Origin of the sequence: Kitasatospora sp. NPDC094019, assembly GCF_044764505.1 — a bacterium.
Taxonomy (GTDB): domain Bacteria; phylum Actinomycetota; class Actinomycetes; order Streptomycetales; family Streptomycetaceae; genus Kitasatospora.
In genome coordinates this window covers 198095-222549 of the sequence record NZ_JBIWIF010000007.1, presented here as the reverse complement: position 1 = coordinate 222549, position 24455 = coordinate 198095, and the positions used below count along the sequence as shown (strand labels likewise).

The 24455-nt window shown below is 74.2% G+C and carries 21 protein-coding genes and 1 pseudogene; 13 read left to right on the top strand and 9 right to left on the bottom strand.

Annotation, left to right across the window (positions count from 1 at the left end; all coding sequences use genetic code 11):
• The first annotated feature begins 91 nt into the window (after window positions 1-91).
• The 8 genes and pseudogenes from allB to ACIQ9P_RS18135 all read left to right on the top strand — a co-directional run bounded on the left by allB (window position 92) and on the right by ACIQ9P_RS18135 (window position 10474).
• Window positions 92-1468 (top strand): allantoinase AllB, encoded by a 1377-nt coding sequence (gene allB / locus ACIQ9P_RS18170; RefSeq protein WP_402356378.1) that lies wholly within the window; start codon window positions 92-94, stop codon window positions 1466-1468.
• Window positions 1465-2583: pseudogene (gene alc / locus ACIQ9P_RS18165) on the top strand (allantoicase); the annotation flags it as partial. The gene allB and the pseudogene alc, both read left to right, overlap by 4 nt.
• Window positions 2584-2876: 293 nt before the next feature.
• Window positions 2877-4337, top strand: a complete 1461-nt coding sequence (locus ACIQ9P_RS18160) for a catalase (RefSeq protein WP_402356375.1) — start codon at window positions 2877-2879, stop codon at window positions 4335-4337.
• Between the two features lie 329 nt (window positions 4338-4666).
• Complete coding sequence (locus ACIQ9P_RS18155; RefSeq protein ID WP_402356372.1) at window positions 4667-5446, top strand: IclR family transcriptional regulator; 780 nt, start codon at window positions 4667-4669, stop codon at window positions 5444-5446.
• Between the two features lie 246 nt (window positions 5447-5692).
• A complete protein-coding gene (locus ACIQ9P_RS18150; RefSeq protein WP_402356369.1) occupies window positions 5693-6607 on the top strand; it encodes a metal-dependent hydrolase in 915 nt (304 codons plus the stop codon).
• A 119-nt stretch (window positions 6608-6726) separates the two neighbouring features.
• Window positions 6727-7824, top strand: a complete 1098-nt coding sequence (locus ACIQ9P_RS18145) for a PDR/VanB family oxidoreductase (protein WP_402356366.1) — start codon at window positions 6727-6729, stop codon at window positions 7822-7824.
• Between the two features lie 32 nt (window positions 7825-7856).
• A complete protein-coding gene (locus tag ACIQ9P_RS18140) occupies window positions 7857-8741 on the top strand; it encodes a M24 family metallopeptidase (RefSeq protein ID WP_402356363.1) in 885 nt (294 codons plus the stop codon).
• Window positions 8738-10474: an SDR family oxidoreductase gene (locus ACIQ9P_RS18135; RefSeq protein WP_402356360.1), complete on the top strand. Its 1737-nt coding sequence runs from the start codon at window positions 8738-8740 to the stop codon at window positions 10472-10474. The genes ACIQ9P_RS18140 and ACIQ9P_RS18135 overlap by 4 nt, the downstream gene beginning before the upstream one ends.
• Before the next feature lie 57 nt (window positions 10475-10531).
• Here ACIQ9P_RS18135 and ACIQ9P_RS18130 read toward each other — a convergent pair whose 3' ends face one another.
• Entirely contained in the window at window positions 10532-10972 is a 441-nt protein-coding gene (locus ACIQ9P_RS18130; RefSeq protein WP_093859568.1) for a PIN domain-containing protein, read from the bottom strand.
• Window positions 10969-11247 (bottom strand): CopG family transcriptional regulator, encoded by a 279-nt coding sequence (locus ACIQ9P_RS18125; RefSeq protein WP_402356356.1) that lies wholly within the window; start codon window positions 11245-11247, stop codon window positions 10969-10971. Before ACIQ9P_RS18125 ends, ACIQ9P_RS18130 begins: the two co-directional genes overlap by 4 nt.
• 131 nt (window positions 11248-11378) lie before the next feature.
• On the opposite strand from ACIQ9P_RS18125, the gene ACIQ9P_RS18120 reads away from it, so the two are divergent.
• Complete coding sequence (locus ACIQ9P_RS18120) at window positions 11379-12296, top strand: SDR family oxidoreductase (protein WP_402356353.1); 918 nt, start codon at window positions 11379-11381, stop codon at window positions 12294-12296.
• Here ACIQ9P_RS18120 and ACIQ9P_RS18115 read toward each other — a convergent pair.
• Complete coding sequence (locus tag ACIQ9P_RS18115; protein ID WP_402356350.1) at window positions 12287-13291, bottom strand: helix-turn-helix transcriptional regulator; 1005 nt, start codon at window positions 13289-13291, stop codon at window positions 12287-12289. The genes ACIQ9P_RS18120 and ACIQ9P_RS18115 overlap by 10 nt on opposite strands.
• A gap of 118 nt (window positions 13292-13409) precedes the next feature.
• Here ACIQ9P_RS18115 and ACIQ9P_RS18110 point away from each other — a divergent pair, with 118 nt between their 5' ends.
• Window positions 13410-13622 carry a cold-shock protein gene (locus ACIQ9P_RS18110; RefSeq protein ID WP_402356347.1) on the top strand — a complete coding sequence of 71 codons (213 nt, stop codon included), beginning with the start codon at window positions 13410-13412 and terminating at the stop codon, window positions 13620-13622.
• 83 nt (window positions 13623-13705) lie between these two features.
• The gene (locus ACIQ9P_RS18105; protein WP_402356344.1) at window positions 13706-14338 is read left to right on the top strand and encodes a LysE family translocator; all 633 of its coding nucleotides are present in this window, start codon (window positions 13706-13708) and stop codon (window positions 14336-14338) included.
• A 79-nt stretch (window positions 14339-14417) separates the two neighbouring features.
• Here ACIQ9P_RS18105 and ACIQ9P_RS18100 read toward each other — a convergent pair whose 3' ends face one another.
• Window positions 14418-14720 (bottom strand): hypothetical protein, encoded by a 303-nt coding sequence (locus tag ACIQ9P_RS18100; RefSeq protein ID WP_402356341.1) that lies wholly within the window; start codon window positions 14718-14720, stop codon window positions 14418-14420.
• Window positions 14721-14938: 218 nt separating this feature from the next.
• Between ACIQ9P_RS18100 and ACIQ9P_RS18095 the strand changes: the two genes are divergently transcribed.
• Window positions 14939-15235, top strand: a complete 297-nt coding sequence (locus ACIQ9P_RS18095) for a hypothetical protein (protein WP_402356339.1) — start codon at window positions 14939-14941, stop codon at window positions 15233-15235.
• A 17-nt stretch (window positions 15236-15252) separates the two neighbouring features.
• Here ACIQ9P_RS18095 and ACIQ9P_RS18090 read toward each other — a convergent pair whose 3' ends face one another.
• From ACIQ9P_RS18090 to ACIQ9P_RS18070, 5 genes are all read right to left on the bottom strand, one after another.
• Window positions 15253-16467, bottom strand: a complete 1215-nt coding sequence (locus tag ACIQ9P_RS18090) for an XdhC family protein (protein ID WP_402356336.1) — start codon at window positions 16465-16467, stop codon at window positions 15253-15255.
• 239 nt (window positions 16468-16706) lie between these two features.
• Window positions 16707-18203 (bottom strand): NCS2 family permease, encoded by a 1497-nt coding sequence (locus tag ACIQ9P_RS18085; RefSeq protein ID WP_402356333.1) that lies wholly within the window; start codon window positions 18201-18203, stop codon window positions 16707-16709.
• 337 nt (window positions 18204-18540) lie between these two features.
• Complete coding sequence (gene pucD / locus ACIQ9P_RS18080; RefSeq protein WP_402356330.1) at window positions 18541-20985, bottom strand: xanthine dehydrogenase subunit D; 2445 nt, start codon at window positions 20983-20985, stop codon at window positions 18541-18543.
• Entirely contained in the window at window positions 20982-21479 is a 498-nt protein-coding gene (locus ACIQ9P_RS18075) for a (2Fe-2S)-binding protein (RefSeq protein ID WP_402356327.1), read from the bottom strand. The genes pucD and ACIQ9P_RS18075 overlap by 4 nt, the downstream gene beginning before the upstream one ends.
• Complete coding sequence (locus tag ACIQ9P_RS18070; RefSeq protein ID WP_402356324.1) at window positions 21476-22363, bottom strand: FAD binding domain-containing protein; 888 nt, start codon at window positions 22361-22363, stop codon at window positions 21476-21478. The genes ACIQ9P_RS18075 and ACIQ9P_RS18070 overlap by 4 nt, the downstream gene beginning before the upstream one ends.
• A gap of 437 nt (window positions 22364-22800) precedes the next feature.
• Between ACIQ9P_RS18070 and ACIQ9P_RS18065 the strand changes: the two genes are divergently transcribed.
• Window positions 22801-24393, top strand: coding sequence for a PucR family transcriptional regulator (locus ACIQ9P_RS18065; protein WP_402356321.1), 1593 nt, complete (start codon window positions 22801-22803; stop codon window positions 24391-24393).
• Window positions 24394-24455 lie beyond the last annotated feature (62 nt).

Below are 24455 nucleotides of genomic sequence, written 5' to 3'. Positions count from 1 at the left end.
ACGTTTTGTTGAAGGCGGGCCTAGGCTCCGGGCCATCCTTCGGCGCACCCCCTCGTCCGGCCACCCCCTCATCAGGCTTCGGAGGTCCCCCATGCCCCTCAGTGACACCGAGGTGATCCGTTCCCGCCGGGTGGTCCTGCCCGACGGCGAGCGACCCGCGGACGTGCTGGTCCGGGACGGGAAGATCGCGCGGATCGCCGCCCACGGCACCCTCCCGGCCGACGGCCACCGGGTGACCGACCTCGGCGGCACCGCCCTGCTCCCCGGCCTGGTCGACACCCACGTGCACGTCAACGAACCCGGCCGCACCGAGTGGGAGGGCTTCGCCACCGCCACCCGGGCCGCCGCCGCCGGCGGTGTCACCACCATCGTCGACATGCCGCTCAACTCGGTGCCCCCCACCACCACCCTCGCCGGGCTCGAAGCCAAGCGGAAGACCGCCGACGGCCAGGCGTGGGTCGACCTCGGCTTCTGGGGCGGCGCCGTCCCCGACAACCTCGCCGACCTCGAACCCCTGCACCGGGCAGGCGTGTTCGGCTTCAAGTCGTTCCTGGCGCCCAGTGGCGTCGACGAGTTCCCGCACCTCGAAGCGGCCGGACTGGAGGCCGCGCTGGCCGAGCAGGCCCGGCTCGGGGCACTCGCCATCATCCACGCCGAGGACCCGGCCGTCCTGGCCGCCGCACCGCAGCAACCCGGCGTCCACTACCGGGACTTCCTCGCCTCCCGACCCGCCGACGCGGAGACCGCCGCCGTCGCCCGGCTGCTGGACACCGCCCGCCGCACCGGCGCCCGGGTGCACGTGCTGCACGTGTCCTCGGCGGCCGTGCTGCCGCTGCTGCGCCGGGCCAGGGCGGACGGCGTCCGGGTCACGGCCGAGACCTGCCCGCACTACCTGACCCTCACCGCCGAACAGGTCCCGGACGGTGGCACCGCCTACAAGTGCTGCCCGCCGATCCGCGACGAGGCCAACCGCGACGCGCTCTGGGAGGCCCTGGCGGCGGGCGAGTTCATCGCCGTCGTGTCCGACCACTCGCCGTCCACCCCGGACCTCAAGCTGCTGCCCGAGCACGGCGGCAGCGGGGACTTCGCGGCGGCCTGGGGCGGCATAGCCTCGCTCCAGCTCGGCCTGCCCGCGATCTGGACCGAGGCCCGCCGACGCGGCCACGGCCTGGCCGAGGTGGTCGGCTGGATGTCGGCCGGTCCGGCCCGGCTGGTCGGCCTCGACGGGCGCAAGGGCGCCATCGCGGTCGGCCACGACGCCGACCTGGTGGCCTTCGACCCCGACGGCGCCTTCGCCGTCCACGCCGCCGAACTGCACCACCGCAACCCCGTCACCCCGTACGCGGGCCGGACGCTCACCGGCGCCGTGCGCACGACCTGGCTGCGCGGCCGGGTCGTCGACCCGGGCGGCGAACCGTTCGGCGTCCAGCTCACCCGCCCCCGCACCCCGTCCGAGGAGTCCCCGTGACCACGGTCCCCGCCCAGAGCGTCCCCGCCGCCGGCACCGCCGCCGAGGCCGCCGGCACCGCTCAGGCCCCCGCCGCCCCCGCCCGCGCGCCGTTCACCGAGCTGGTGGACCTCGCCTCCCGCGCCCTCGGCGCCGGCGTCGTCGCCACCAACGAGGACACCTTCGCGGACGCCGAGAACCTGCTGGTCGCCGCGCCCGCCGAGTTCCGCCCGCACACCTTCGGCCACAAGGGCCAGATCATGGACGGCTGGGAGTCCCGCCGCCGCCGCGGCGCGAGCGCCGGGCAGCCGCACCCCACCGACGAGGACCACGACTGGGCGGTGGTCCGGCTCGGCGCCGCCGGGGTGATCCGCGGACTGGTCGTCGACACCGCGCACTTCACCGGCAACTACCCGGAGAGCGCCTCCGTCGAGGCCGCCTCGATACCCGGCCACCCCTCGCCGGCCGAGGTCGCCGCCGCGCGGTGGGTGGAGGTCCTGCCGCGCACCCCGCTGCGGGGCGACACCGCCCACGAGTTCCCGGTCGACTCCCCGGCCCGGTTCACCCACGTCCGGCTCAACATCTTCCCCGACGGCGGGGTGGCCCGGCTCCGCGTCCACGGCGAGGTCCTGCCCGACCCGCGCGAGCTGGACGGCCTCACCTTCGACCTGGCGGCCCAGGAGCACGGCGGTGTCGCCGAGGCCGCCTCCGACCGCTTCTACTCCTCCCCGCACAACCTCAACGCTCCCGGCCGCGCCTCCGTCATGGGCGAGGGCTGGGAGACCCGGCGTCGGCGCGACAAGGCCAACGACTGGGTGCGGATCGCCCTGGCCGGGGGCGGTGAGGCCCTGGCCGTCGAGGTGGACACCACCCACTTCGTCGCCAATGCCCCCGGCTGGGCCGACCTGGTCGGCTACGACGCCTCCGCCGGCGGGGACCCGGCGAACGACGCGGACGGCTGGTTCCCGCTGCTGCCGCGCACCCGCCTCCAGCCCGACACCCGGCACCGGCTGCGGCTGACCCCGGGCCGCCCGGTGACCCATGTGCGGATCGACGTCCACCCGGACGGCGGCCTCGCCCGCCTCCGGGTCACCGGTCGCCTCACCGAGGCGGGCCGGGCCGCGCTCGCCCTGCGCTGGTTCGACGCCGTCCCGGCCGACGAGGCCGCCGCCGCGCTCACCGGGGCGGGCCTGACCGCCGCCGAGGCCGCCGAGCTCACCGCGGCCCGCCCGCTGGGCGGACCGGTCGCGGCCCGGGCCGCCGTCGCCGGACTCGGCCCGTCCGACGGTCCCGACGGCGAGCACTCCTCCCGCCGCCGCTCGGCCGCCTGGCGTCTGCTCGGCATCTGATCCGGCGGCGCCGCGCCGGACCGGACGCCACCTCGTCCCCCTCTCCGCGTAAGACCCTTATCGACACCGAAGGACCCGTCATGCCCAAGATCCTGACCACGGAGTCCGGCGCCCCGGTCGCCGACAACCAGAACTCGGCCTCGGCCGGCGCGTACGGCCCGCTGCTGATCCAGGACCAGCACCTGCTGGAGAAGCTCGCCCGGTTCAACCGCGAGCGCGTGCCGGAGCGCGTCGTGCACGCCCGGGGCTCCGGCGCGTACGGCTACTTCGAGGTCACCGACGACGTGTCGCGGTACACCCGCGCCGCGTTCCTCGGCGAGGTCGGCCGGCGCACCGAGCTGTTCCTGCGCTTCTCCACCGTCGCGGGCAACCTGGGCTCCAACGACGCCGTCCGCGACCCGCGCGGCTTCGCGGTCAAGTTCTACACCGAGGAGGGGAACTACGACCTCGTCGGCAACAACACCCCGGTCTTCTTCATCAAGGACCCGCTGAAGTTCCCGGACTTCATCCACTCGCAGAAGCGCGACCCGTTCACCGGCGTCCAGGAGGCCGACAACGTCTGGGACTTCTGGGCGCACTCGCCGGCCTCGACGCACCAGATCACCTGGCTGTTCGGCGACCGGGGCATCCCCGCCTCCTACCGGCACATGAACGGCTACGGCTCGCACACCTACCAGTGGGTCAACGAGCAGGGCGAGGCGTTCTGGGTGAAGTACCACTTCAAGACCAACCAGGGCATCCGCTCGCTGGACGCCGGGCAGGCCGCCGAGGCGGTCGGCGGCGACGCCGACAGCCACCAGCGCGACCTCCACCAGGCCATCGAGCGCGGGGTGTTCCCGACCTGGACGCTCTACGTGCAGCTGATGCCGGTCGCCGAGGCGGCGGACTACCGCTTCAACCCGTTCGACCTCACCAAGGTGTGGCCGCACGCCGACTACCCGCTGGTCAAGGTCGGCCGCCTGGTGCTCAACCGCAACCCGGAGAACGTCTTCGCCGAGGTCGAGCAGTCGGCCTTCTCCCCGAACAACTTCGTGCCCGGCATCGGCCCGTCCCCGGACAAGATGCTCCAGGGCCGGCTGTTCGCCTACGCGGACGCCCAGCGCTACCGCCTCGGTGTCAACCACACCCAGCTGCCGGTCAACGCGCCCCGCGCCACCGAGGCGGCCAACTACGGCCGCGACGGTTACAGCGCGCTCAACCCGGCCGGCCGGGGCCGGAACTACGAGCCCAACTCCTACGACGGCCCGGCGCAGACCGACGCGGCGCTCTCCGCCCCGACCGCGCTGTCCGGCTGGACCGGCACCTGGACCACGCCGGCCCACACCAAGGACGACGACTTCCTCCAGGCCGGGGAGCTCTACCGGCTGATGTCGGACGGCGAGAAGGGCCGTCTGATCGCCAACCTGGCCGGCTCGCTGGCCCAGGTCACCCGGGACGACATCGTGGAGAAGAACCTCGCCCACTTCCACGCGGCGGACGAGGAGTACGGCTCCCGGCTGGAGGCCGCGGTGGCGAAGCTGCGGGCCGTCGACGAGTCCTGACCCCCGTTCCAGGGCGGCCGGCCCCGCACGCCGGACGCCCTTCCCGACCGGGCCGTTCCCCCGTGGCAGTGGGGGAGCGGCCCGGCGGCGTGCCCCGGGGGTCCGGCCTCCGGCGGCACGGCGCGACGGCCTCCGGTGGCGCGGCCCGGACTCCGGTGGAGCCCCGGCGTCGCGCGGGAGTGAGCGGGTGCACGGCGGGGCATATGCCAGTCAAGCGATTCACCGTGTCCGCCCGAATATTCCACGAGGGGGAGATGCCGGCGGCGGGTGGTGGATAGGGTGGACCTACCCGCGGGTCACCTGGCGGGTGGAGATCGGAAGGGGACGACATGTCGACACCAGCCCCGGGCCGTCACGCCGTACCGGAGCAGGGGGCGCCCGGTCAGTTCACCTCCTTGCGACACGCCCTCAGACTGCTGGAGGCCGTCGACCGGCATCCCGGCGGTGCCACCCTGGTGACCCTCGCCCGGGAGACCTCGCTGGGCCTCCCGACGGTCCGCCGGCTCGCCGAGATCCTGGAGGTCGAGGGCTATCTCGACTGCCAGGACGGCGGTTGGGTGCTCGGCGGCACCTTCGCGCTGCTCGGCCAGTACAACCGGGAGCAGCTGGTGCGCGCCCGGATGGACCGCAAACTCGACGAGCTGCGCGAGGAGTTGGGCGCGGCGGTGTACTTCGGCCGTTACCACGACGGGGAGTTGTCGGTGGTGGCGGTCTCGGCCTCCGACCTGGCGCCGGCGGTGCAGGAGTGGGTGGACTTCCGGGCCACCGCGCACGCCAGCGCGATCGGCAAGTGTCTGCTCGGTCAGCTCGACCACGACGGCCGGCGGGACCACCTGTCCCGCCACCCGGTGGCCCGGCTGACGTCCAGGACGGTCACCGACGCCGACCAGCTGATGCACCGGCTGGAGCGGCAGCCCGCCACGGTGCCGGTGCTGGACATCCAGGAGTACGCCGTCGGCACGGTCTGCGCGGCCGTCCCGGTGACCGCCGGCAGCACGGTCGGGTGCCTGGCCACCTCGATGCCGGTCGGCGACGCGCACCGGTTGAAGGCGGCCGCCGAACTGCTGGCCGCACGGGCCGCGCCGCTGATGCTGGCGATGGCGGTCTGACGCGCCGCGCACCACGGGACCCCGCTCCGGCGGGGTCCTCGCGTTTTCGCGGGCCCGCGTTCCGGTGTTCCCGCGTTCCGGTGTTCCGGTGTTCCCGCGCACCCGCGTTTCCCGAGGGTCCGCGCGGTGCACATCACTTATTAGACTCGATGTCGATAAGCCGTGCCGAACCCCTTGTGGCGCGGGCTACCCGCGAGTACGTTTTGCCGGGTCGAGCCGCCACCCGCAGGTCAGGAGGGCCCTCCCATGCCCAGCCCCACCCCCGTCCCCGCCCTCGCCGCGCCCGCCGCCCGGGTGCACGAGAGCCTCGTCCTGGAGCCCCGCGACGTCCGCTTCGACTGGGCCCGGCTGCCGCTGCACTGGATCCCCGACGAGCCGATGGCCACTCACGTCATCAACGTGCTGCACCTGCTCCTCCCCGAGGGCGAGCGCTGGTTCGTCAAGGTGTTCAAGGACGCCCTCCCGCTGATCCGCGACGAGCAGCTCCACGAGGAGGTCCTCGGGTTCATCGGCCAGGAGGCCATCCACGCCGAGGCGCACCAGGAGGTCCTGGACCACCTGCTCGGCCAGGGCCTCGACCCGCGCCCCTACGTCCGCCAGGTCTCCTGGCTGTTCCAGCGCGTCCTCGGCGACAAGCCCGGCCTCAGCCCGGCCCGGCAGCGCGAGAACCTCATCGAACGGGTCGCCTTCGTCGCCGCGATCGAGCACTTCACCGCCTTCCTCGGCAACTGGGCGCTCAACTCCCCGGGCCTGGACCGCGCCCAGGCCGACCCGACGATGCTCGACCTGCTGCGCTGGCACGGCGCCGAGGAGGTCGAGCACCGCAGCGTCGCCTTCGACCTGATGGTCCACCTCGACCCCGGCTACGCCCGCCGGATCCGCGGCATGCTCGTCTCCGGCCCGCTGCTGGTCCACCTCTGGATCCGCGGTGCCCGCTTCCTGCTGGCGGCCGACCCCACCCTCGACGGGCGGCTCAAGCCCACCTGGCGCGAGACCGGCCGGATCGCCCGGCGCGGTCTGCTGCCCGACCCGGTCCGGTCGATCCGCTCCGGCCTGCGCTACCTGCGGCCCGGCTACCACCCCACCCAGGAGGGGTCCTCCAGCCAGGCCCTCGGCTACCTCGCCACCTCCCCGGCCGCCCGCGCCGCCGCCGGGCGGTGAGCCCCCGGGCGACGGCGCCGCGCACCCGGCGCGGCCGCCGCCCGCCCCGCCCGAAACCCGCCAGCCGCCGACCGACGGCGCCCCGCCGTCGGCCGCACCGGACCCGAGGACCCCGCCGGATGGACCTGAGCACCCCGCCCCCCGACCTCTACGGCCGCCCGCGCGCCGACACCTTCTTCCGCTTCCTCACCGCCTTCGGCGACCGCTACAGCCCCGCCCTCGGCAGCCCGCTGCTGCGCCGCAACCCGCGCCGCCCCTACAGCCGCCCCACCGAGGCCCTGCGACTGGTGGTCACCGCCCGTCGCCCGGTCGCCGCCGACGTCGTCGAACTCACCCTCGCCGACCCCTCCGGCGGCCCCCTCCCCGCCTGGCAGCCCGGCGCCCACCTGCGCCTCGGCCTCCCCTCCGGCCGCGAACGCCACTACTCGCTCTGCGGCGACCCCGCCGACCCGGCCGAGCGCTGCGCCTACCGGATCGCCGTCCGCCGGCTTCCCGACGGCGGCGGCGGTTCCGCGGAGGTCCACGACACCCTCCACCCCGGCACCCGGCTCTCCGCCCGCCGCCCGCGCAACGGCTTCGCCTTCTGCGCCGAACCGGCCGTCCTGCTCCTGGCCGGCGGCATCGGCATCACCCCCCTGCTCCCGATGGTCCGCGAGGCCCGCCGCAACGGCCTGGACTGGCACCTCGTCCACACCGGCCGCAGCGCCGACACCCTCCCGTTCGCCGCCGAACTGCGTGCCCTCGACCCGGACCGGGTCCACCTGCGCACCGACGACGAGCACGGCGGCCCGCCCACCGGCGCCGAACTCCTCGCCCACGCCCCGCGCGGAGCCGCCGTCTACTGCTGCGGCCCGGCCCCGATGCTCACCGCCGTCCAGCGCGCCCTGGACGCCTCGCCCGCCGCCTCCCTGCACTTCGAACGGTTCGGCGCGGCCCCGGTCACCGACGGCGAGGCGTTCACGCTCCGCCTCGGCGCCGACGGCCCCGAACTGCCCGTCCCCGCCGACCGCTCCGCCCTGGACGTGCTCCGCGAGGCCCGCCCCGGGCTCCCGTACTCCTGCAAGCAGGGCTTCTGCGGCACCTGCGAGGTCCGGCTGCTGGCCGGCACCCCCGACCACCGTGACCGCCGCCTCACCCCCGAACGCCGGGCCGACGGCGCCCTGCTGCCCTGCGTGTCCCGCGCCGCCGAGGGCGAGACCCTCGTGCTGGACCTCTAGATTCCGCTCACGGACCAGAAGGAGCCCCCACCGTGCCGCGCACTCCCGCCTTCCCGTTCACCGAGCGCGACCTCGCCCGCTTCCGGGAGACCCAGCAGCTCGCCTACGACTGCGCCGAACAGGTCGCCGCCTGGATCGAACCCGGCGTCACCGAGCGCCAGACCACCGCCCAGTTGCGCCGCCGCCTGGTCGCCGCCGGTGTGCAGGACTTCTTCCACATCCCGTTCGCCTGGTTCGGGGACCGGACGGCCTTCCGGCAGTTCCACACCCCGCTGCAGTTCTTCGCCGGCAACCGCCGCCTCCAGGAGGGCATGCCGTACGTGCTGGACTGCGCCCCCGTCGTGGACGGCTACACCGCCGACATCGGCTACGGCGGCAAGGTCGGCGAGAACCGCGTCTGGGACCGCCTCGCCGCCGACCTCCAGGTCTACCGCGAGCTGATCCTCGCCGAGGTCCGCGCCCGCAAGCCGCTCGCCGAGGTGTACGCCGCCGTCGACGCCCAGATCGAGGCGCACGGATACGACAACCGCCACCGCGTCTACCCCGGCCGGGTGATCGGCCACCAGGTGACCAGGACGACGGCCCGCGGTCCGGCCGGGGTGAACGTCCTCGGCTTCGGCGTGCGGACCCTCCAGACCCTCGGCCGCGAGCTGGTCAGCGAGCGCCTGCACGGCCGCTCCCCGCTCTGGGCGGACGGCCGCTCCTCCCGGCACGCGCCCACCCCCGGTCTGTGGGCGGTGGAACCGCACATCGGCTTCCGCGAGGTCGGCATCAAGTTCGAGGAACTGCTGGTGGTGACCGAGGACGACGCCTACTGGCTGGACGACGACCTCCCGCACGTCCGCCGCTGGACCGCCGCCGCCGGCGAACCGGCCGCCGTCACATCCGCCACCACCCCCGAGGGAGCCGCCCGATGAGCGCCCGCGCCACCCGCCCCCGCACCGTCCACTCCGGCGGCCTCGCGCTCGCGGTCTTCGAACAGGGCGACCCGGCCGACCCCACCGTGCTGCTCGTCCACGGTTACCCCGACACCCACGCGGTCTGGGACGACGTCGCCGCCGACCTCGCCCGCGACCACCACGTGGTCCGCTACGACGTGCGCGGCGCCGGCGCCTCCGGCGTCCCCGCCGACCGCGCCGGCTACCGCCTGGAGCGGCTCGCGGCCGACCTGTTCGCCGTCGCCGACGCCGTCAGCCCGGACCGTCCGGTGCACGTCGTCGCCCACGACTGGGGCTCGCTGCAAGCCTGGGAGGCCGTCACCGCCCCCGGCGCCGAGGACCGCCTCGCCTCCTACACCACCATGTCCGGGCCCTGTCTCGACCACATGGGCTTCTGGCTGCGCGACCGCCTGCGCCGCCCCACCCCGCGCCACCTCCGCCAACTCCTCGCCCAGGGCGCCCACTCCTGGTACATCACCGCCTTCCACCTGCCCTTCCTCGCCCCCGGCGTCTGGCGGCTCGGCCTGGCCCGTGCCTGGCCCCGGGTGCTGCGCGACCTGGAGGGCGTCACCCCGCGCGCCGACCACCCGCAGCCCACCCTGCGCCGCGACGCCGTGCGCGGCATCGAGCTCTACCGCGCCAACATGCGGCCCGCCCTGCGCCACCCGCGCGAGCGCCCCACCGAGGTGCCGGTCCAGCTGATCACCCTCACCGAGGACCACTACGTCGGCACCTACCTGTCCGAGGGCCTGGAGCGCTGGGTCCCCAGGCTGACCCGTCGGACCCTGCGCGCCAGCCACTGGTCCGCACTGCTGGAGAAGGGAACCACCGTGGCCGGACTGGTCCGTGAGCACGTCGCCCGCACCGGGACCGGGGCGGACACCGCTCCGTCCGGCACCCCCGACGACGGCCGGCTCGTCGTCGTCACCGGCGGCGGCAGCGGCATCGGCCGGGCCACCGCGATCGCCTTCGCCGCCGAGGGCGCCCGGGTGGTGGTCTGCGACCTCGACCTCGACGCGGCCCGCCGCACCGCCGAACTCGCCGCCCTGATCGGCCCGCCCGCCCACGCCTACCGGGTCGACGTCAGCGACGGCGCCGCCGTCGACGCCTTCGCCGAGCGGGTCGCCGCCGAGCACGGCGTGCCCGACGTGCTCGTCAACAACGCCGGCATCGGCCACTCCGGCACCTTCCTCGAGACCACCGAGAAGGAGTGGCAGCGGGTCCTGGACGTCAACCTCTGGGGCGTCATCCACGGCTGCCGCGCCTTCGGCACCCTGATGGCCGACCGCGGCGAGGGCGGCCACATCGTCAACCTCTCCTCCGCCGCCGCCTACCTGCCCTCGAAGGCCCTCACCGCCTACGCCACCAGCAAGGCCGCGGTCTTCATGCTCTCGGACTGCCTGCGCGCCGAACTCGCCGGCCACGGCATCGGCGTCTCCACCGTCTGCCCGGGCCTGGTCAACACCAACATCACCCGGACCTCCACCTTCTCCGCGACCACCGCCGACGAACAGGCCGCCAAGCAGGCCCGCGCCGCCCGCCTCTACGCCCGCCGCGGCTTCCCGCCGGAGAAGGTCGCCACCGCCATCCTCGCCGCCGTCCGCACCGGCCGCCCGATCGTCCCCGTCACCCCCGAGGCCAAGGCCGCCCGTTTCCTCAGCCGTCTCGCCCCCGGCCTCCTCCGCCTGGCGGCACGGCTGAACGTCACCTGAGCAGAGCCGCCGATGCCCGGGGCACGGTGACACCGCACCCCGGGCCGGGAAGACGATTCAGAGGTCGAAGGGCAGTACCCGGAAAGCCTTGTGCTCGGCCGTCAGAGGGCGGACCGCTCGAAAGTCACGTTGATCGAGTGTCAGAATCGCGTCCGTGCGGAACTGCGCGGCCAGGGCGATGTTGACGGCGTCCGCGATGTCGAGGCGAAGGCCAAGATGCCTGGCTCGAACGGCCTGCGCGGCTTCCAGGATTTCGGCGGTGATCTCGGGCATCACCGCCCGTCCGGACCTGACCCGGTGCAGGATGTCGTTCACCGCGTCGACAGCCGCGTCGAATCCCAGGATCCGCCGGGCCAGGTGGTCGAGTTCGCTCAGCAGCACAGGGGAGACCACCAGGAGGCCCGAGCGGTCCAGGACCTCCCGTGCTGCGGGTCCGGCCGAGTGGTCCTCGTCGAGGGCCGCGAGCAGGCCGGAGGTGTCCGCCACCACGACGATCACGCGGCGCCCTGCTCTCGTTCGGGCGAGACGTCGGCCTGCTTCGTCCCCTCGTAGGCCGCTGCCTTGTCGGCCCAGACGTCGTCCGCGGTCGCTTCGCCGATCGGCTTGTAGGTCCGACTGAAGAACGGTTCGTCCCAGGTGCGCCGGGACATGGCCGCGAGGTGGATCCCTTCCCGGATGATCTCCGCTTCCGCTATCCCTTCTCTGGCCGCCGCCTCTTTGATCACGGCGAGATCCTCGGCTTCGACGTAGACAGTGGTGCGCTTGAGAGTCATATGGGTATGGTACCGCCGCCATACGTCTGTCCGTGGTTCCTGTCCGGAATCCCGACAGGAGGTGTCGGGATTCCCGGGGAGCATCGTGGGTGACGGGTGGAGACACCGTGGCACGTGAGAAAGGGCGAGGCATGACCGAGCAGCCGCTGAAGGGCCGGGTCGCACTGGTGGCGGGAGCCACCCGGGGGGCCGGGCGGGGGATCGCGGTGGCGCTGGGCGCCGCCGGGGCGACGGTGTACGGGACGGGGCGCAGCGCCGAGGGACACCGGGGGGAGTACGGGCGGGCGGAGACCCTGGAGGAGACGGCGGAGCTGGTGACGGCCGCCGGCGGGCGGGGCATCGCGGTGCGCGCCGACCACCTGGTCCCGGCCGACGTCGCGGCGGTGGCCGCCCGGATCGAGGCCGAGCAGGGCGGGCTGGACATCCTGGTGAACGACATCTGGGGCGGCGAGCAGCTGTTCGGCTGGAACGTCCCGGTCTGGGAGCACGACCTCGACCAGGGGCTGCGGTTGCTGCGCCTCGCCGTCGAGACGCACGCCGTCACCAGCCACCACCTGCTGCCCCTGCTGCTGCGCCGCCCCGGCGGGCTGGTGGTCGAGATGACCGACGGCACCGCCGAGTACAACGCGACCCGCTACCGGAACTCCTTCTTCTACGACATCGCCAAGGCCGCAGTACTGCGGATGGCCTTCGCGCTGGGGCACGAGCTGGGCCCGCGCGGGGCGACGGCGGTGGCGCTCACCCCGGGCTGGATGCGCTCGGAGATGATGCTGGAGCACTTCGGCGTCACCGAGGCGACGTGGCGGGAGGCGACGGCGGCCGAACCGCAGTTCGGCATCTCGGAGTCCCCGGCGTACGTGGGCCGCGCGGTGGTCGCGCTGGCCGCCGATCCCGACCGGGCGCGGTTCAACGGCACCTCGCTGTCCAGCGGCGGCCTGGCCCTGGAGTACGGCTTCACCGACCTGGACGGGAGCCGCCCGGACGCCTGGCGCTACCTGGTGGACATCGAGGGCGCGGACGGCCCGGTGGACCCGGCGGGCTATCGCTGAGGCCGTCCGGCGGGCGGAGCGCCGTACAGGGCGGCGGCGCGCGCCGCCGCCTCCGCGAACCGCTGCCGCAGGGCCGGGGGCTCCAGCACCTCGGCCTCCGGCCCGAGCCGCAGCACCTCCTCGTAGCCGACGTCCAGCGACTCGACGGGCAGCCGCACGGTCACCCGCCCCTGCCCGTCGGGCTCCCCGGCGCTCGCCAGCGCCTCCCCTGCGGCGAGCGGTTCGAGCAGTCGCGGGAGCCGCTCCAGGCCGAGCGGGGTCAGCCGCAGGGTGACCGTCTCCCGGAGCAGCGAGCGGGCGAACCCGGCCGCCCGGGCCTCCCAGAACGCGGCCAGGTCGAAGTCCGCGTCGGCCCCGTCGGGGGTGAACGGCCGCTCCGACGGCTCGGCGGCGAGCAGCCGGTCCACCCGGTACACCCGGTGCGCACCGTCCTGGTCGTCCGGCCGGGCGACCAGGTACCAGGTGCCCGCCTTCAGCACCAGACCGGCCGGCCGCAGGACGCGCTCGACCGGGTCCGCCTCCGGCCGCCGCCGGTAGCGCGCCCGCAGCAGCCGCCCGCCCCACACCGCCCGCGCGACCTCGGCCAGCAGCGGCGGCACGGGGGCGTCGCGGAACCAGCCGGGCGCGTCCAGGTGGAACCGCCGCGCCCCGTCGGCCGGGGCCCCGCCCAGCTCGCCGGTCACCTTGAGCCGGGCGGCGAGCGCCGGATCGGCGAGGCCCATGTCCTGGAGCGGCCCGGGCAGTCCGGCCAGCAGCAGGACCTCGGCCTCGGCCCGGTCCAGCCCGGTCAGCCGGGTGCGGTAGCCGTCGAGCAGCCGGTAGCCGCCGGCCCGCCCCCGGTCCGCGTACACCGGGACCCCGGCCTCGGCCAGCGCCAGGACGTCGCGCTGCACGGTGCGCTCGGAGACCTCCAGCTCGGCGGCGAGTTCGGCGCCGGTCATGCTGCGGCGGGTCTGGAGCAGCAGGAGCAGCGAGAGCGCGCGGGCCGTCCGCATCCGTCGTCGTCCTCCTGTTCGAGCCGGGGGCGTGCGCCCGGCGGGTTCTGCACCGATCATGGATGGCGAGGGGGAAGGTCGCGGCCCGCGGGCCGACCACGGACCCGAGGAGACCCCGATGGCCACCGGCACAGTGCAGTCCTACCAGGCCGACCATGGGTACGGCCTGATCACCCCCGACGACGACGGACCGGCGCTCTACGTGTACTACGACTCGATCGTGGCGGCGGACGGCGGCGACCGGACGCTGGTCGAGGGCCAGCGGGTGGAGTTCGACCCGACCGAGCAGGAGGGCCGCCGGGTGGCCGAGCGGGTGCGCCGCCCGGCGTGACGCCCGGTGCGGCCCCGCCCCCCCGGCCGCCGGGTGGCACGGGCCCGCACCTCCTCGCGGGCGGCGCCCTAGGATCGTGGGCCATGGAGATGACGACCGCCCTGTGGTCCTTCGCCCTCGTCGTGGGCCTGCTGACGCTCACCCCCGGGCTGGACACCGCCCTGATCCTCCGCACCTCGGCGCTCGGCGACCGGCGGCAGGCGTGGGGCGTGGTGCTCGGCATCCAGACCGGCACGCTGCTCTGGGGGGCGCTCACCTCGGCCGGTGTGACGGCGCTGCTCACCGCCTCGCGACTGGGCTACGAGGTACTCCGCTGGGCGGGGGCCGCGTACCTGGTGTGGATGGGCGTGGGGATGCTCCGCTCCCGCGCGCACGCGGAGCCCGAGGACGGACCGGCCGCGGCGGGCGCCCGGGCGGGCGGCCTGGCCTCGGGCTGGCGGCGCGGTGCGCTGACCAATCTGCTCAACCCCAAGGTGGGCGTCTTCTACGTGGCGGTGCTGCCGCAGTTCATCCCCGCGGGGGCCCCGCACTTCGCCGCCGGGGTGGCGCTGACCTGCGTGCACGTGGTCGAGGGCCTGCTCTGGTCGACGGTGCTGGTGGGCTTCGCGCAGGCGCTGCGCGGCTGGCTGCGCCGTCCGGCCACGCGCCGGGCGATGGACCGGGTGACGGGCCTGGCCGTGGTCGGCTTCGGCGTGAAGCTGGCGGTCTCCGACTAGCTCTCCGACCGGTCCGGACCTCCGACCCGTCCGACCGGTCCGACCAGCCCGGAAGGGCCGCTCGGACCCTTCGGGTCGCTCAGCCCGCCGAGCGCCCCACGCGGCCGAGGCCCTCGCGGAGGTCGTCCGCGTTCATGCAGATGTGCATGTCGATGTGGGCGTTGAACTCCAGCCAGAACGGCTCGCAGATCGCGACCACGGCGGCCTCGTCGGCGACGTCGACGACCACGATCTGGCAGCGCCGGCCGTTGCGCGGGAAGGCGTAGGCGGCCTCGGGCCTCAGGTCGGCCATGATCTGGTTGAACCTCGTCATCATGGCGCCGTCGGTGACGGCCTGGTTGGCCGTCCGGGTGTCGAGTTCGATCTCCAGCAGGGCGCGCATGGCGGTGCCCCTTCCCGGGCGCGGGCGAGGGCCCGGACGAGTCCTCGGTTCCAGCGTCCTCCGGTCCCGTGGGGCCCGCAATTCACCCGGTCGGCGGTACCGGGTGGCCGTCGGGGCGGTCCGCGGGCTGCACTGGGAGGCGGCCGGGTGGTGATCGGACGCTGCCCCGGAGCGCGGCGGCGCAGGACCCGCGGGCAGCGCAGGACAGGAGTCTCCCGATGGCGGTCATCGTGGTGTTCGACCTTCCCGGGGTCAGCCGGGAGCAGTACGAGGAGTCGGTGGACCGGCTGACCGGCGGGTCAGGGCTGAACCGGCCCGAGGACTGGCCGGTGCGCGGCCTGCTGACGCACGCGGCCGGCCCGCTGCCGGACGACGCGGGCTGGCACGTGACCGAGGTCTGGGAGTCCCGGGAGGCGTTCGAGCACTTCGCGGCGGTGCTGCTGCCGATCCTCCGTGAGCTGGGGATGGCGGGCGGCGCGCCGATGATCTGCGAGGCGTACAACGTGGTGCGCTGACCGCCCCGGCGGAGTCGTCAGGCGGCGTGCGGCTTGCGGTCCAGGCGGGCCGGGGTCTCCCGGGTGTCGTCGGCGTCGGCCCCGCCCGGGTCCCGGGCCGGATCGTGGTGGATCGGCCCGGTGCCGGCGCTCAGCGGGAGGCAGCTGCCGCCGCGCCGGTGGGCGACGATCTCGGCGGCGACGGAGACGGCCGTCTCCTCGGGGGTGCGGGCGCCGAGGTCGAGGCCGATGGGGGAGCGCAGCCGCCCGATCTCGGCCTCGGTGAGTCCGGCCTCGCGCAGTCCGGCCTCGCGCTCGCGGTGGGTGCGGCGCGAGCCCATCGCGCCGACGTAGCCGACCGGCAGCCGCAGCGCGCGCTCCAGCAGCGGGAGGTCGAACTTGGCGTCGTGGGTGAGCACGCAGAGCACGCTCCGGCCGTCCAGCCGGTCCAGCTGGGTGTCCAGGTAGCGGTGCGGCCAGTCGACGACCACCCGGTCGGCCTCGGGGAAGCGCCGTTCGGTGGCGAAGACGGGCCGGGCGTCGCAGACGGTGACGTCGTAGCCGAGGAACTTGCCGATCCGCACCACGGCGGCGGCGAAGTCGATCGCCCCGAACACCAGCATCCGCGGCGCGGGCACGTACGACTCCACGAAGAGGGTGACGGTGCCGTGCCCGTGCTCGTCGCAGGGGCGTCCGTCCAGGCCGAGGACGAGCCGGCCGGTGCGGCCGGCGTCGAGCATGGCCCGGGCCTCGGCGACGACCGACCGCTCCAGCGGGGCGGCCACGGAGGGTGCGGGGGAGAGCCGGCCGTGGTGGGCGTCGGCGGTGACGGCGACGGTGGCGCCGAGCAGCCCGGCCGGTCCGGCGACGACCCGGGCGAGGGCCACGGGGGTGCCGTCGGCGATCAGCGCGAGACCGGTGTCGAGGGCCGGGTCGGCCCCGGGGCGTACCGGCTGGACGAAGACGTCCAGGACTCCGCCGCAGGTCAGGCCGACGGCGAAGGCGTCCTCGTCGCTGTAGCCGAACCGCTCCAGGACCGGTTCGCCGGACTCGATCGCGGCCCGGCACAGCTCGTAGACGGCGCCCTCGACGCAGCCGCCGGAGACGCTGCCGACGGCCTCGCCGTCCGCGTCGACGGCGAGCGCGGCGCCCGGGTCGCGCGGAGCGCTGCCGGTGACCCCGACGACGGTGGCCACGGCGAAGGAGCGGCCGGACGTGTGCCAGGCCAGCAGCTGCTCGGCGATGTCCTGCATGACGGAAGCTCCTTTGCGCTTTCGAGGGTAGTCAATCGGAGGCTGAGGGGGCGGTCGGGTCGGACAGGTCGGTCGAGGCCGACGAGGAGGTCGAGAAGTGGCGGCCCCGCCGCCGTACGGGAGAACGATCCCGTACGGCGGCGGGCACTTCGGGAGCGGGCTCGGCCGGACGGGCCGCACCGGTCAGTGCGGGCCGGTCGGGCCGCGCCGGTCAGTGCGGGCCGGTCGGGCCGCGCCGGTCAGTGCACGCCGAGCCAGGACTTGACCGGGCCGAGCGCGAAGTACACGACGAACACGCCGGTGAGGATCCACATCAGCGCCCCGGGCTCGCGCCACCGGCCCCGGCCGGCCTTGATCACCGTGTAGGAGATCACGCCGGCCGCGACCCCGGCGGTGATGCTGTAGGTGAACGGCATCAGGGTGCAGGTGAGGAAGGCCGGGATGGCCACCTCGCGGTCGGACCAGTCGATGTGGCGGGCCTGACTCATCATCATCGAGCCGATGACGACGAGCGCCGCCGAGGCCACCTCGACCGGCACGATGGCGGCCAGCGGCGAGAAGAACAGCATCAGGGCGAACATCGCGCCGGTGACGGTGGAGGCGAGTCCGGTGCGGGCGCCGTCGCCGACGCCGGTCGCGGACTCGACGAACACGGTCTGCCCGGAGGCGCCGGCCAGGCCGCCGACCGCGCCGCCGGCGCCGTCGATGAACAGGGCCTTGGACAGGCCGGGCATCCGGCCGCGCTTGTCGGCGAGTCCGGCCTCGGTGCCGACGCCGATGATGGTGGCCATCGCGTCGAAGAAGCCGGCCAGGACGAGGGTGAAGACCGCGACCGAGGCGCTGATCGCGCCCAGGCCCTGGCCACCGAAGGCGCCGAACAGGTCGACGTCGCCGAACAGGCTGAAGTCGGGTGCGGCGACCGGCGAACCGGGCCAGACCGGCGCGGAGTTGCGCCAGGCTTCGGCGGGCACGTCGGCGAGCTTGTTGACGACGATCGCGACCACGGTGCCGCCGGCGATGCCGATGAGGATCGCGCCGCGCACATTGCGGGCCATCAGCACGAAGATCGCGAGCAGGGTGAGGCAGAAGATCAGGACCGGCCAGCCGGCGAGTTCGCCGGCCGGGCCGAGCGAGAGCGGGGTGGGACCGCCGGTGTGCATGACGCCGGCCTTGAAGAGGCCGATCACGGTGACGAACAGGCCGATGCCGATGGTGATGGCGTGCTTGAGCGGCAGGGGTATGCCGTTCATGATCTTCTCGCGCAGGCCGGAGACCACCAGCAGCACGATCAGCAGGCCGTAGATGACGCACAGGCCCATCGCCTGCGGCCAGGTGGTGTGCGGTACCACCAGGGCCGAGACGGCGCCGGAGACGGAGAGGCCGGCCGCGAGGGCCAGCGGCACGTTGCCGACCACGCCCATCAGGATCGTGGTGACGGCCGCGGCGAGCGCGGTGGCGGTGGTGAGGGCCGCGTGGTCCAGCTTGACACCGGTGACGTCGGCGCCGCTGAGGATCAGCGGGTTGAGCAGGATGATGTAGGCCATCGCCATGAAGGTGGTGAGACCACCCCGGAGTTCGTTGGCGAGGGTCGATCCGCGGGCGGAGATCTTGAAGTAGGCGTCCAGGGCGTTCCTGGGCGCGGCCGGGGGCGACGTGGGGGCGTCGTTCCCGGTGGCCTCGTCGGCCTCGGTGGGTCTGTCTGCAGTGGTGCCGGGCTCCGTGGGGATCCTGGTCATGTCCACTCCCAAGTGTCAAAGGGGGTTGGGGTGGGCGAGCCGACCTGGCAGCCAGGCGACGAAGGCGTGGCACAGGGGGACGATTCGACTCACGTTGCACGGGTGGGACGGGCCGCTGCCGGGCCCCGGCGTGGGCGGGCGGCGGTCCTGGTGCGGTGGCGGTGCTGTGGTGATGCCAAGTGCTTCCGTGCAGGTCGTGCGGTTCGTGCGGATCACGCAGGTCGTACACGTGGTGCGGACGGCACGGACGGTACGGGTGGTACGGGCCGTGCTCGGCCCCGGGGCGGCGGGGAAGACCGGTCGCCGCCCCGGGGAGTCGTGGGGGTGCGGAAGCCGGTTACAGCTCCCCGGGCCGCTCGGTGGTGAGGTGCTCGGGCCGGACCGGGATCCGGCGCAGCGCCAGGCCGGTGGCGTTGCGGATGGCGGCCACGATGGACGGCGTCGCCGAGACGGTCGGCGCCTCGCCCACCCCGCGCAGCCCGTACGGGGCGTGCGGATCGGGGAGTTCGAGGATCTCCACCGGGATCGGCGGGGTGTCCAGGATGGTGGGGATGAGGTAGTCGGTGAAGGAGGCGTTGCGCACCTTGCCGTCCCGGACGATGATCTCCTCCATCACCGCGAGCCCGAGCGCCTGGGTGCAGCCGCCCTGGATCTGGCCCACCACCGACAGCGGGTTGAGCGCCTTGCCGACGTCCTGGACGGCGGTCAGCTCGACCACCTTGACCAGGCCGAGTTCGACGTCCACGTCGACCACCGCGCGGTTGGCGCAGAAGGTGTACTGGACGTGGCCGAAGCCCTGGCCGGTCTCCTTGTCGAACGGGACGGTCGGACGGTGGTGGTGCTCGCGGGTGAGGTCGATCGCGTCGTCGCCGAGCAGGTCGACCATGGAGACCAGCGCGCCGGCCGACTCGGAGACGACCTTGCCGCCGGCCAGGGTGAGGTCCTGCTGGGTCCAGCCGTAGCGGCGCCGGCCCTTCTCGATCAGCTCGCGCTTGACCGCCTCGGCGGCCAGCTTGACCGCGCCGCCCGTCATGTAGGTCTGGCGCGAGGCGGAGGTCGAACCGGCCGAGCCGACCTCGGTGTTGGCCGGGTGGATGGTCACCTGCTCGACGCCCAGCTCGGTCCGCGCGATCTGGGCGTGCACGGTGACACCGCCCTGGCCGACCTCGGCCATCGCGGTGTGCACCAGGGCGACCGGCTCGCCGCCGATCACCTCCAGCCGCACCCGGGCGGTGGAGTAGTCGTCGAAACCCTCGGAGAAGCCGACGTTCTTGATGCCGACCGAGTAGCCGACGCCGCGCACGATGCCTTCGCCGTGCGAGGTGTTGGACAGCGCGCCGGGCAGCAGCCGCACGTCCAGGTCGTCGGTGTCGAGCGGCGGCGGCAGCGGCATGTCCTTGACCCGGCGCAGCAGTTCGGCGACCGGCGCGGGCGAGTCGATCTCCTGGCCGGTGGGCATCAGGTCGCCCTGCTGCATGGCGTTGAGCTGGCGCAACTCGACCGGGTCCATGCCGAGTTCGGCGGCCAGCCGGTCCATCTGGGTCTCGTAGCCGAACGCCGCCTGCACCGCGCCGAAGCCGCGCATCGCCCCGCAGGACGGGTTGTTGCTGTACAGCGCGATGGCGTGCATCCGCACGTTCGGGATCACGTAGGGGCCGTGGCCGAGCGAGGCCGCGTTGCCGACCACGGCGGGCGAGGCGGAGGCGTACGCGCCGCCGTCCAGCACGATCCGGGCGTCGGCGTAGACCAGCCTGCCGTCCCTGGTGGCGCCGTGCTCGTAGTACATCTTCGCCGGGTGGCGGTGCACATGGCCGAAGAAGGACTCGTCCCGGGCGTAGACGATCTTGACCGGCTTGTTGGTGCGCTGGGCCAGCAGGCAGGCGTGGATCTGCATCGAGAGGTCCTCGCGGCCGCCGAAGGCCCCGCCGACGCCGGCCAGGGTGAGCCGGACCTTCTCCTCCGGCAGTCCGAGCACCGGCGCGATCTGCTGGCGGTCCACGTGCAGCCACTGGGTGGCGATGTAGAGGTCGATGCCGCCGTCCTCGGCCGGCACCGCCAGACCGGACTCCGGGCCCAGGAACGCCTGGTCCTGCATGCCGACCTCGTAGGTGCCGCTGACCACGACGTCCGCCAGGGCCCGCACCTCGTCGGTCACGCCGAGGCCGGAGACCAGCCGCTGCTCGTGGCAGATGTTGCCGTACGCGTGCGACTTGTACTCGTGCGGCTCGTGGACGTAGCCGTGGGTCTCCGGGTCGAGGCACTGCTCCTCGGTGACGATCGGGGTGAGCACCTCGTACTCGACCTTGATCTTCTTCACCGCGCGCCGGGCTGTCTCCGGATGGTCGGCGGCGACCAGGGCGATCGACTCGCCGTGGTAGCGGATCCTGTCGATCGCGAGGGCCGGCTGGTCGGCGATCTCCAGGCCGTAGTACTTGGCGCCGGGGATGTCCTCGTGGGTGAGCACCGCGTACACGCCGGGCACGGCGAGCGCCTCGGAGGTGTCCACGGAGAGGATGTTCGCCCGGGGGTGCGGCGAGCGCAGCGCCATGCCCCAGAGCATGTCCTCGTGCCACAGGTCGGAGGAGTACGCGAACTCGCCGCGCACCTTCAGGGTGCCGTCCGGGCGCAGCGGCGAGCCGCCGATGCCGTCCTTGCTGGACTGCCGGATGTCCTGGAGGTTCTTCTGGCCCTGGATGGTCCGGGTGCTGCTGCGGGCCCCGTTCACGGCCCCGCTTCCGGTGTCTTCGGGGGCCCCGCCCCGGTCGCTCGTCCGCGCGTTCATTCCGTCACCGCCCCGCCGGCGTGGCCGGCGCACTTGCGGGCGGAAGCCAGCCGCACCGCGTCCATGATCTTCTCGTAGCCGGTGCACCGGCACAGGTTGCCCGACAGGGCCTCGCGGATGTCCGCGTCCGACGGCTGGGCGTCCTGCTCCAGCAGCGCGTCGGTCTGCACCAGCAGGCCGGGGGTGCAGAAGCCGCACTGCACGGCGCCCGCGTCCACGAACGCCTGCTGGACCAGGCCCAGCCCGCCGTCCTCGTCGCCGAGCCCCTCGACCGTGCGCACCTCGCGGTCCTGCACCTGGCCGGCCGCGACCAGACAGGAACAGACCGGCACCCCGTCCAGGTAGACGGTGCAGGAACCGCACTCGCCCTGCTCGCAGGCGTTCTTCGAACCGGGCAGACCGACGCGTTCGCGCAGGACGTAGAGCAGGCTCTCGCCCTCCCACACGTCGTCGGCCTCGACCGGCCTGCCGTTGGCGGTGAACGTGACCCTCATGCCGCGCTCCTGATCTGCTTGCGGTAGTCGTTCCAGGTCCAGGTGAGCGTGCGCCGCGCCATCACGGCGAGCGCGTGCCGCCGGTAGTCGGCGGTGCCCCGGACGTCGTCGATCGGGGAGGCGGCGGCCTTGACCAGCTCGCCGAACCGCTGGACCACCTCGGCGCCCAGCAGCTCGCCGCTCTCCCACAGCCCGCGTTCGGCGAGCACCTCCCGCAGGTACTCCTCGGCCTCGACGGCGCGGCGCGGGGTGGGGGCGGCCGAGCCGATGCCGGTGCCGACGGTGCCGCTGCGCGGGTGCAGCGCGAAGCCGAACGCGCAGACCGCGATCACCATCGCGTTGCGGGTGCCGATCTTGGAGAACTGCTGCGGGCCGTCCGCGACCGGGATCCGGACGGCGCGGATCAGCTCGTCCGGCTCCAGGCAGTTGCGCTTCACCCCGACGTAGAAGTCGTCGATCGGGATCAGCCGGGTGCCGCGGACCGATGCCGCCTCGACCAGGACGTCGCGCCCGGCCGCCAGCAGCGCCGGGTGGGAGTCACCGGCCGGCGAGGCCGCCCCCAGGTTGCCGCCGACGCCGCCCCGGTTGCGGATCTGCGGGGATCCGACGGTGTGGGCGGCCAGCGCGAGGCCGGGCAGCGGGCCGGACAGCTCGTCGATGATCCGGCTGTAGGGGACGGCTGCGCCGAGTCGGACCACCTCGCCGTCGTTCGACCACTCGGTGAGCTCGGTGACGCGGTTCAGGTCGAGAATCGCGGGTGGCCGGTGCACGTCGAAGTTCATCTCGACCATGACGTCCGTACCGCCCGAGATGGGCAGCGCGGTCGGGTGTTCGGCCTTCGCCGCGAGCGCCTCGTCCCAGGTGGCGGGCCGAAGGAACTCCATGCGGGTGTCTCCTCAAGTCGTTGCCGTCCGGACGGGTGGGCACAGTGCCCGGCCCGGTCGCCCGGGGTCCGCTGTTCGGACCGGGACCTCCGCGTCGTCGCCTCCGCGTCGGATTCCGGTCACCGGGGTGTGTCCGGCGGCGTGTGGCCAGTGAACCGCTGTGACGGGGGCCACTGGCAGTCACCGATGGCATGAAGCCCCGGCTGTGGTCCCGCCCGGCATCCTGTACGTTCCTCTAAGAAGGACGATCCCGCAGCCCAGCCGTCGGCCGGGCCGCACCTACGACCGTAATCCGGCCGTGATTCCCGAGCCACGACCCACGGCGCCGGGCACCCGTTGGGACGTAACGCCGAGCACGGATGTTCGGGCACACTGTCACCCCGGACCGCGCCCTCGGGCCGTCCCACCCCCACCGCCAGCCCGTTAGGAGCCTCCGGATGCGTGTCCGTGACCTGCTCGCCCCCGGCGCCCCGCGCCTGCGTCTGCTCGCGGCCGAGGAGGAGCTGGACCGGCAGGTCAGCGGTGTGATGACGACCGACCTGCACGACCCGGGGCGCTATCTGCACGGCGGCGAGCTGGTCCTCACCGGCATGCTGTGGCGCACCGCCCCGGCCGACTCGGAGCGCTTCGTGCGCACCATCGTGGCCGGTGGCGCGGTCGCCCTGGCGGCCGGCGAGGCCGAGGTCGGCCCCGTCCCCGAGGACCTCGTCGAGGCGTGCCGCCGGCACCGGATGCCACTGCTGGCCGTTCCCGACGACATCGCCTTCGGCACCGTCACCGAGTTCGTCGGCCGCCAGGTCTCCGCCGACCGGGCCGCCGACCTGGCGGCCCTGGTCGACCGGCACCGGCAGCTGGTCTCGGCGGCCGGCGGCGGCGGTCTGGACGCCGTGCTCGACCTGCTCGGCGGCGACCTCGACCTCGACTGCTGGGTGCTCACCCCGACCGGCTCGGTGATCGCCGGCCCCGCCGACCGGCTCCCGCCCGCCGACCGCGACCAGCTGGTCCGCGCCCACCTCGCCGCCCAGCGCCAGCGCCGCCGCCCCCCGCACCGGGCCCGCCTCGCGGCCGGCGCCTACTCGCTGCTGCCCGCCTCGGCCACGCCCGAGGCCGAGTCGCCGCTCGCCGACTGGGTGCTCGCGGTCGCCGGCGACGTCACCGAGTGGACCGGCAAGCGCCAGCAGCTCGCCGAGAACCTGGCCCGGCTGGTCGCGGCCGAACGCCAGCGCCGGGACGAGGGTCGCCGGCTGCGCCGCCGCCTCGCCGACGAGGTGCTCACCCTGCTGCAGCGCGACGCGGACCCGGCCGAGATCAGCCGCACCCTGTACGCGTCCTCGGCGATGGCCGCCCGCTACGAGAGCCGCGAGCCGAAGCCGCAGGCGGCGGAGGGCTCCTGGCTGGTGCTCAGCGCCGAGGGCACCGGTCTGCCCGAGGGCGCGGTGCGGGCGATCCTGGAGGAGGCCCTGGGCGGTACCAGTGACCGGGCGCTGGTCGCCGGGGCCGGGGCCGGGGCGGTGGTGGTGCTGCCGGCGCTGGACAGCCCGGTGCCCGCCGACACCCTGCGCGACCTGCTCGCCCCGCTGGAGGCCGGGCTCGGTTCGGAGGGCCGGATCACCCTCGGTGTCTCGGCCCCCGCGAAGGAGGCGGTCGGACTGCGCGGCGCGCTGGAGGAGGCCCGGCACGCCCGCCGGATCGCCGCCGCCAGGGTCGGCCGGGTCTGCGTGGCCGGCCCGGAGGAGCTGGCCTCGCACGTGCTGCTGCTCGCGGCCGTCCCGGACGAGGTGCGCCGGGCCTTCCGCAGCAGGCTGCTGGACACCGTGATCGCCTACGACATCGAGCACCAGGCGGACCTGGTCCGCACGCTGGAGGCGTTCCTGCGTTCGGACGGCTCGTGGACCAGGTGCGCCGCGCAGCTGCACGTCCACGTCAACACCCTGCGGTACCGGATCGGCCGCATCGAGGAGTTGACCGGCCGTGACCTGTCCCGGCTGGAGGACCGGGTGGATTTCTACCTGGCCCTCGAACTCGCCTGAGGCGCTCGCGGCGCAGAACGGCACGGAGTGCGCGGAACAGCACGGAACGGAAGAGCACGGAA

What these genes read in the sequence shown, in the direction of transcription:
- ACIQ9P_RS18095 (WP_402356339.1), top strand. Translation starts at nt 14,939, where the DNA reads ATGGCGGTCATCGTGGTGTTCGACCTTCCCGGGGTCAGCCGGGAGCAG.
- ACIQ9P_RS18065 (WP_402356321.1), top strand. Translation starts at nt 22,801, where the DNA reads ATGCGTGTCCGTGACCTGCTCGCCCCCGGCGCCCCGCGCCTGCGTCTG.
- pucD (WP_402356330.1), bottom strand. Translation starts at nt 20,985, where the DNA reads ATGAACGCGCGGACGAGCGACCGGGGCGGGGCCCCCGAAGACACCGGA.
- ACIQ9P_RS18075 (WP_402356327.1), bottom strand. Translation starts at nt 21,479, where the DNA reads ATGAGGGTCACGTTCACCGCCAACGGCAGGCCGGTCGAGGCCGACGAC.
- ACIQ9P_RS18160 (WP_402356375.1), top strand. Translation starts at nt 2,877, where the DNA reads ATGCCCAAGATCCTGACCACGGAGTCCGGCGCCCCGGTCGCCGACAAC.
- ACIQ9P_RS18115 (WP_402356350.1), bottom strand. Translation starts at nt 13,291, where the DNA reads ATGCGGACGGCCCGCGCGCTCTCGCTGCTCCTGCTGCTCCAGACCCGC.
- ACIQ9P_RS18135 (WP_402356360.1), top strand. Translation starts at nt 8,738, where the DNA reads ATGAGCGCCCGCGCCACCCGCCCCCGCACCGTCCACTCCGGCGGCCTC.
- ACIQ9P_RS18145 (WP_402356366.1), top strand. Translation starts at nt 6,727, where the DNA reads ATGGACCTGAGCACCCCGCCCCCCGACCTCTACGGCCGCCCGCGCGCC.
- ACIQ9P_RS18085 (WP_402356333.1), bottom strand. Translation starts at nt 18,203, where the DNA reads ATGACCAGGATCCCCACGGAGCCCGGCACCACTGCAGACAGACCCACC.
- ACIQ9P_RS18125 (WP_402356356.1), bottom strand. Translation starts at nt 11,247, where the DNA reads ATGACTCTCAAGCGCACCACTGTCTACGTCGAAGCCGAGGATCTCGCC.
- ACIQ9P_RS18120 (WP_402356353.1), top strand. Translation starts at nt 11,379, where the DNA reads ATGACCGAGCAGCCGCTGAAGGGCCGGGTCGCACTGGTGGCGGGAGCC.
- ACIQ9P_RS18105 (WP_402356344.1), top strand. Translation starts at nt 13,706, where the DNA reads ATGGAGATGACGACCGCCCTGTGGTCCTTCGCCCTCGTCGTGGGCCTG.
- allB (WP_402356378.1), top strand. Translation starts at nt 92, where the DNA reads ATGCCCCTCAGTGACACCGAGGTGATCCGTTCCCGCCGGGTGGTCCTG.
- ACIQ9P_RS18110 (WP_402356347.1), top strand. Translation starts at nt 13,410, where the DNA reads ATGGCCACCGGCACAGTGCAGTCCTACCAGGCCGACCATGGGTACGGC.
- ACIQ9P_RS18150 (WP_402356369.1), top strand. Translation starts at nt 5,693, where the DNA reads ATGCCCAGCCCCACCCCCGTCCCCGCCCTCGCCGCGCCCGCCGCCCGG.
- ACIQ9P_RS18100 (WP_402356341.1), bottom strand. Translation starts at nt 14,720, where the DNA reads ATGCGCGCCCTGCTGGAGATCGAACTCGACACCCGGACGGCCAACCAG.
- ACIQ9P_RS18155 (WP_402356372.1), top strand. Translation starts at nt 4,667, where the DNA reads ATGTCGACACCAGCCCCGGGCCGTCACGCCGTACCGGAGCAGGGGGCG.
- ACIQ9P_RS18090 (WP_402356336.1), bottom strand. Translation starts at nt 16,467, where the DNA reads ATGCAGGACATCGCCGAGCAGCTGCTGGCCTGGCACACGTCCGGCCGC.
- ACIQ9P_RS18070 (WP_402356324.1), bottom strand. Translation starts at nt 22,363, where the DNA reads ATGGAGTTCCTTCGGCCCGCCACCTGGGACGAGGCGCTCGCGGCGAAG.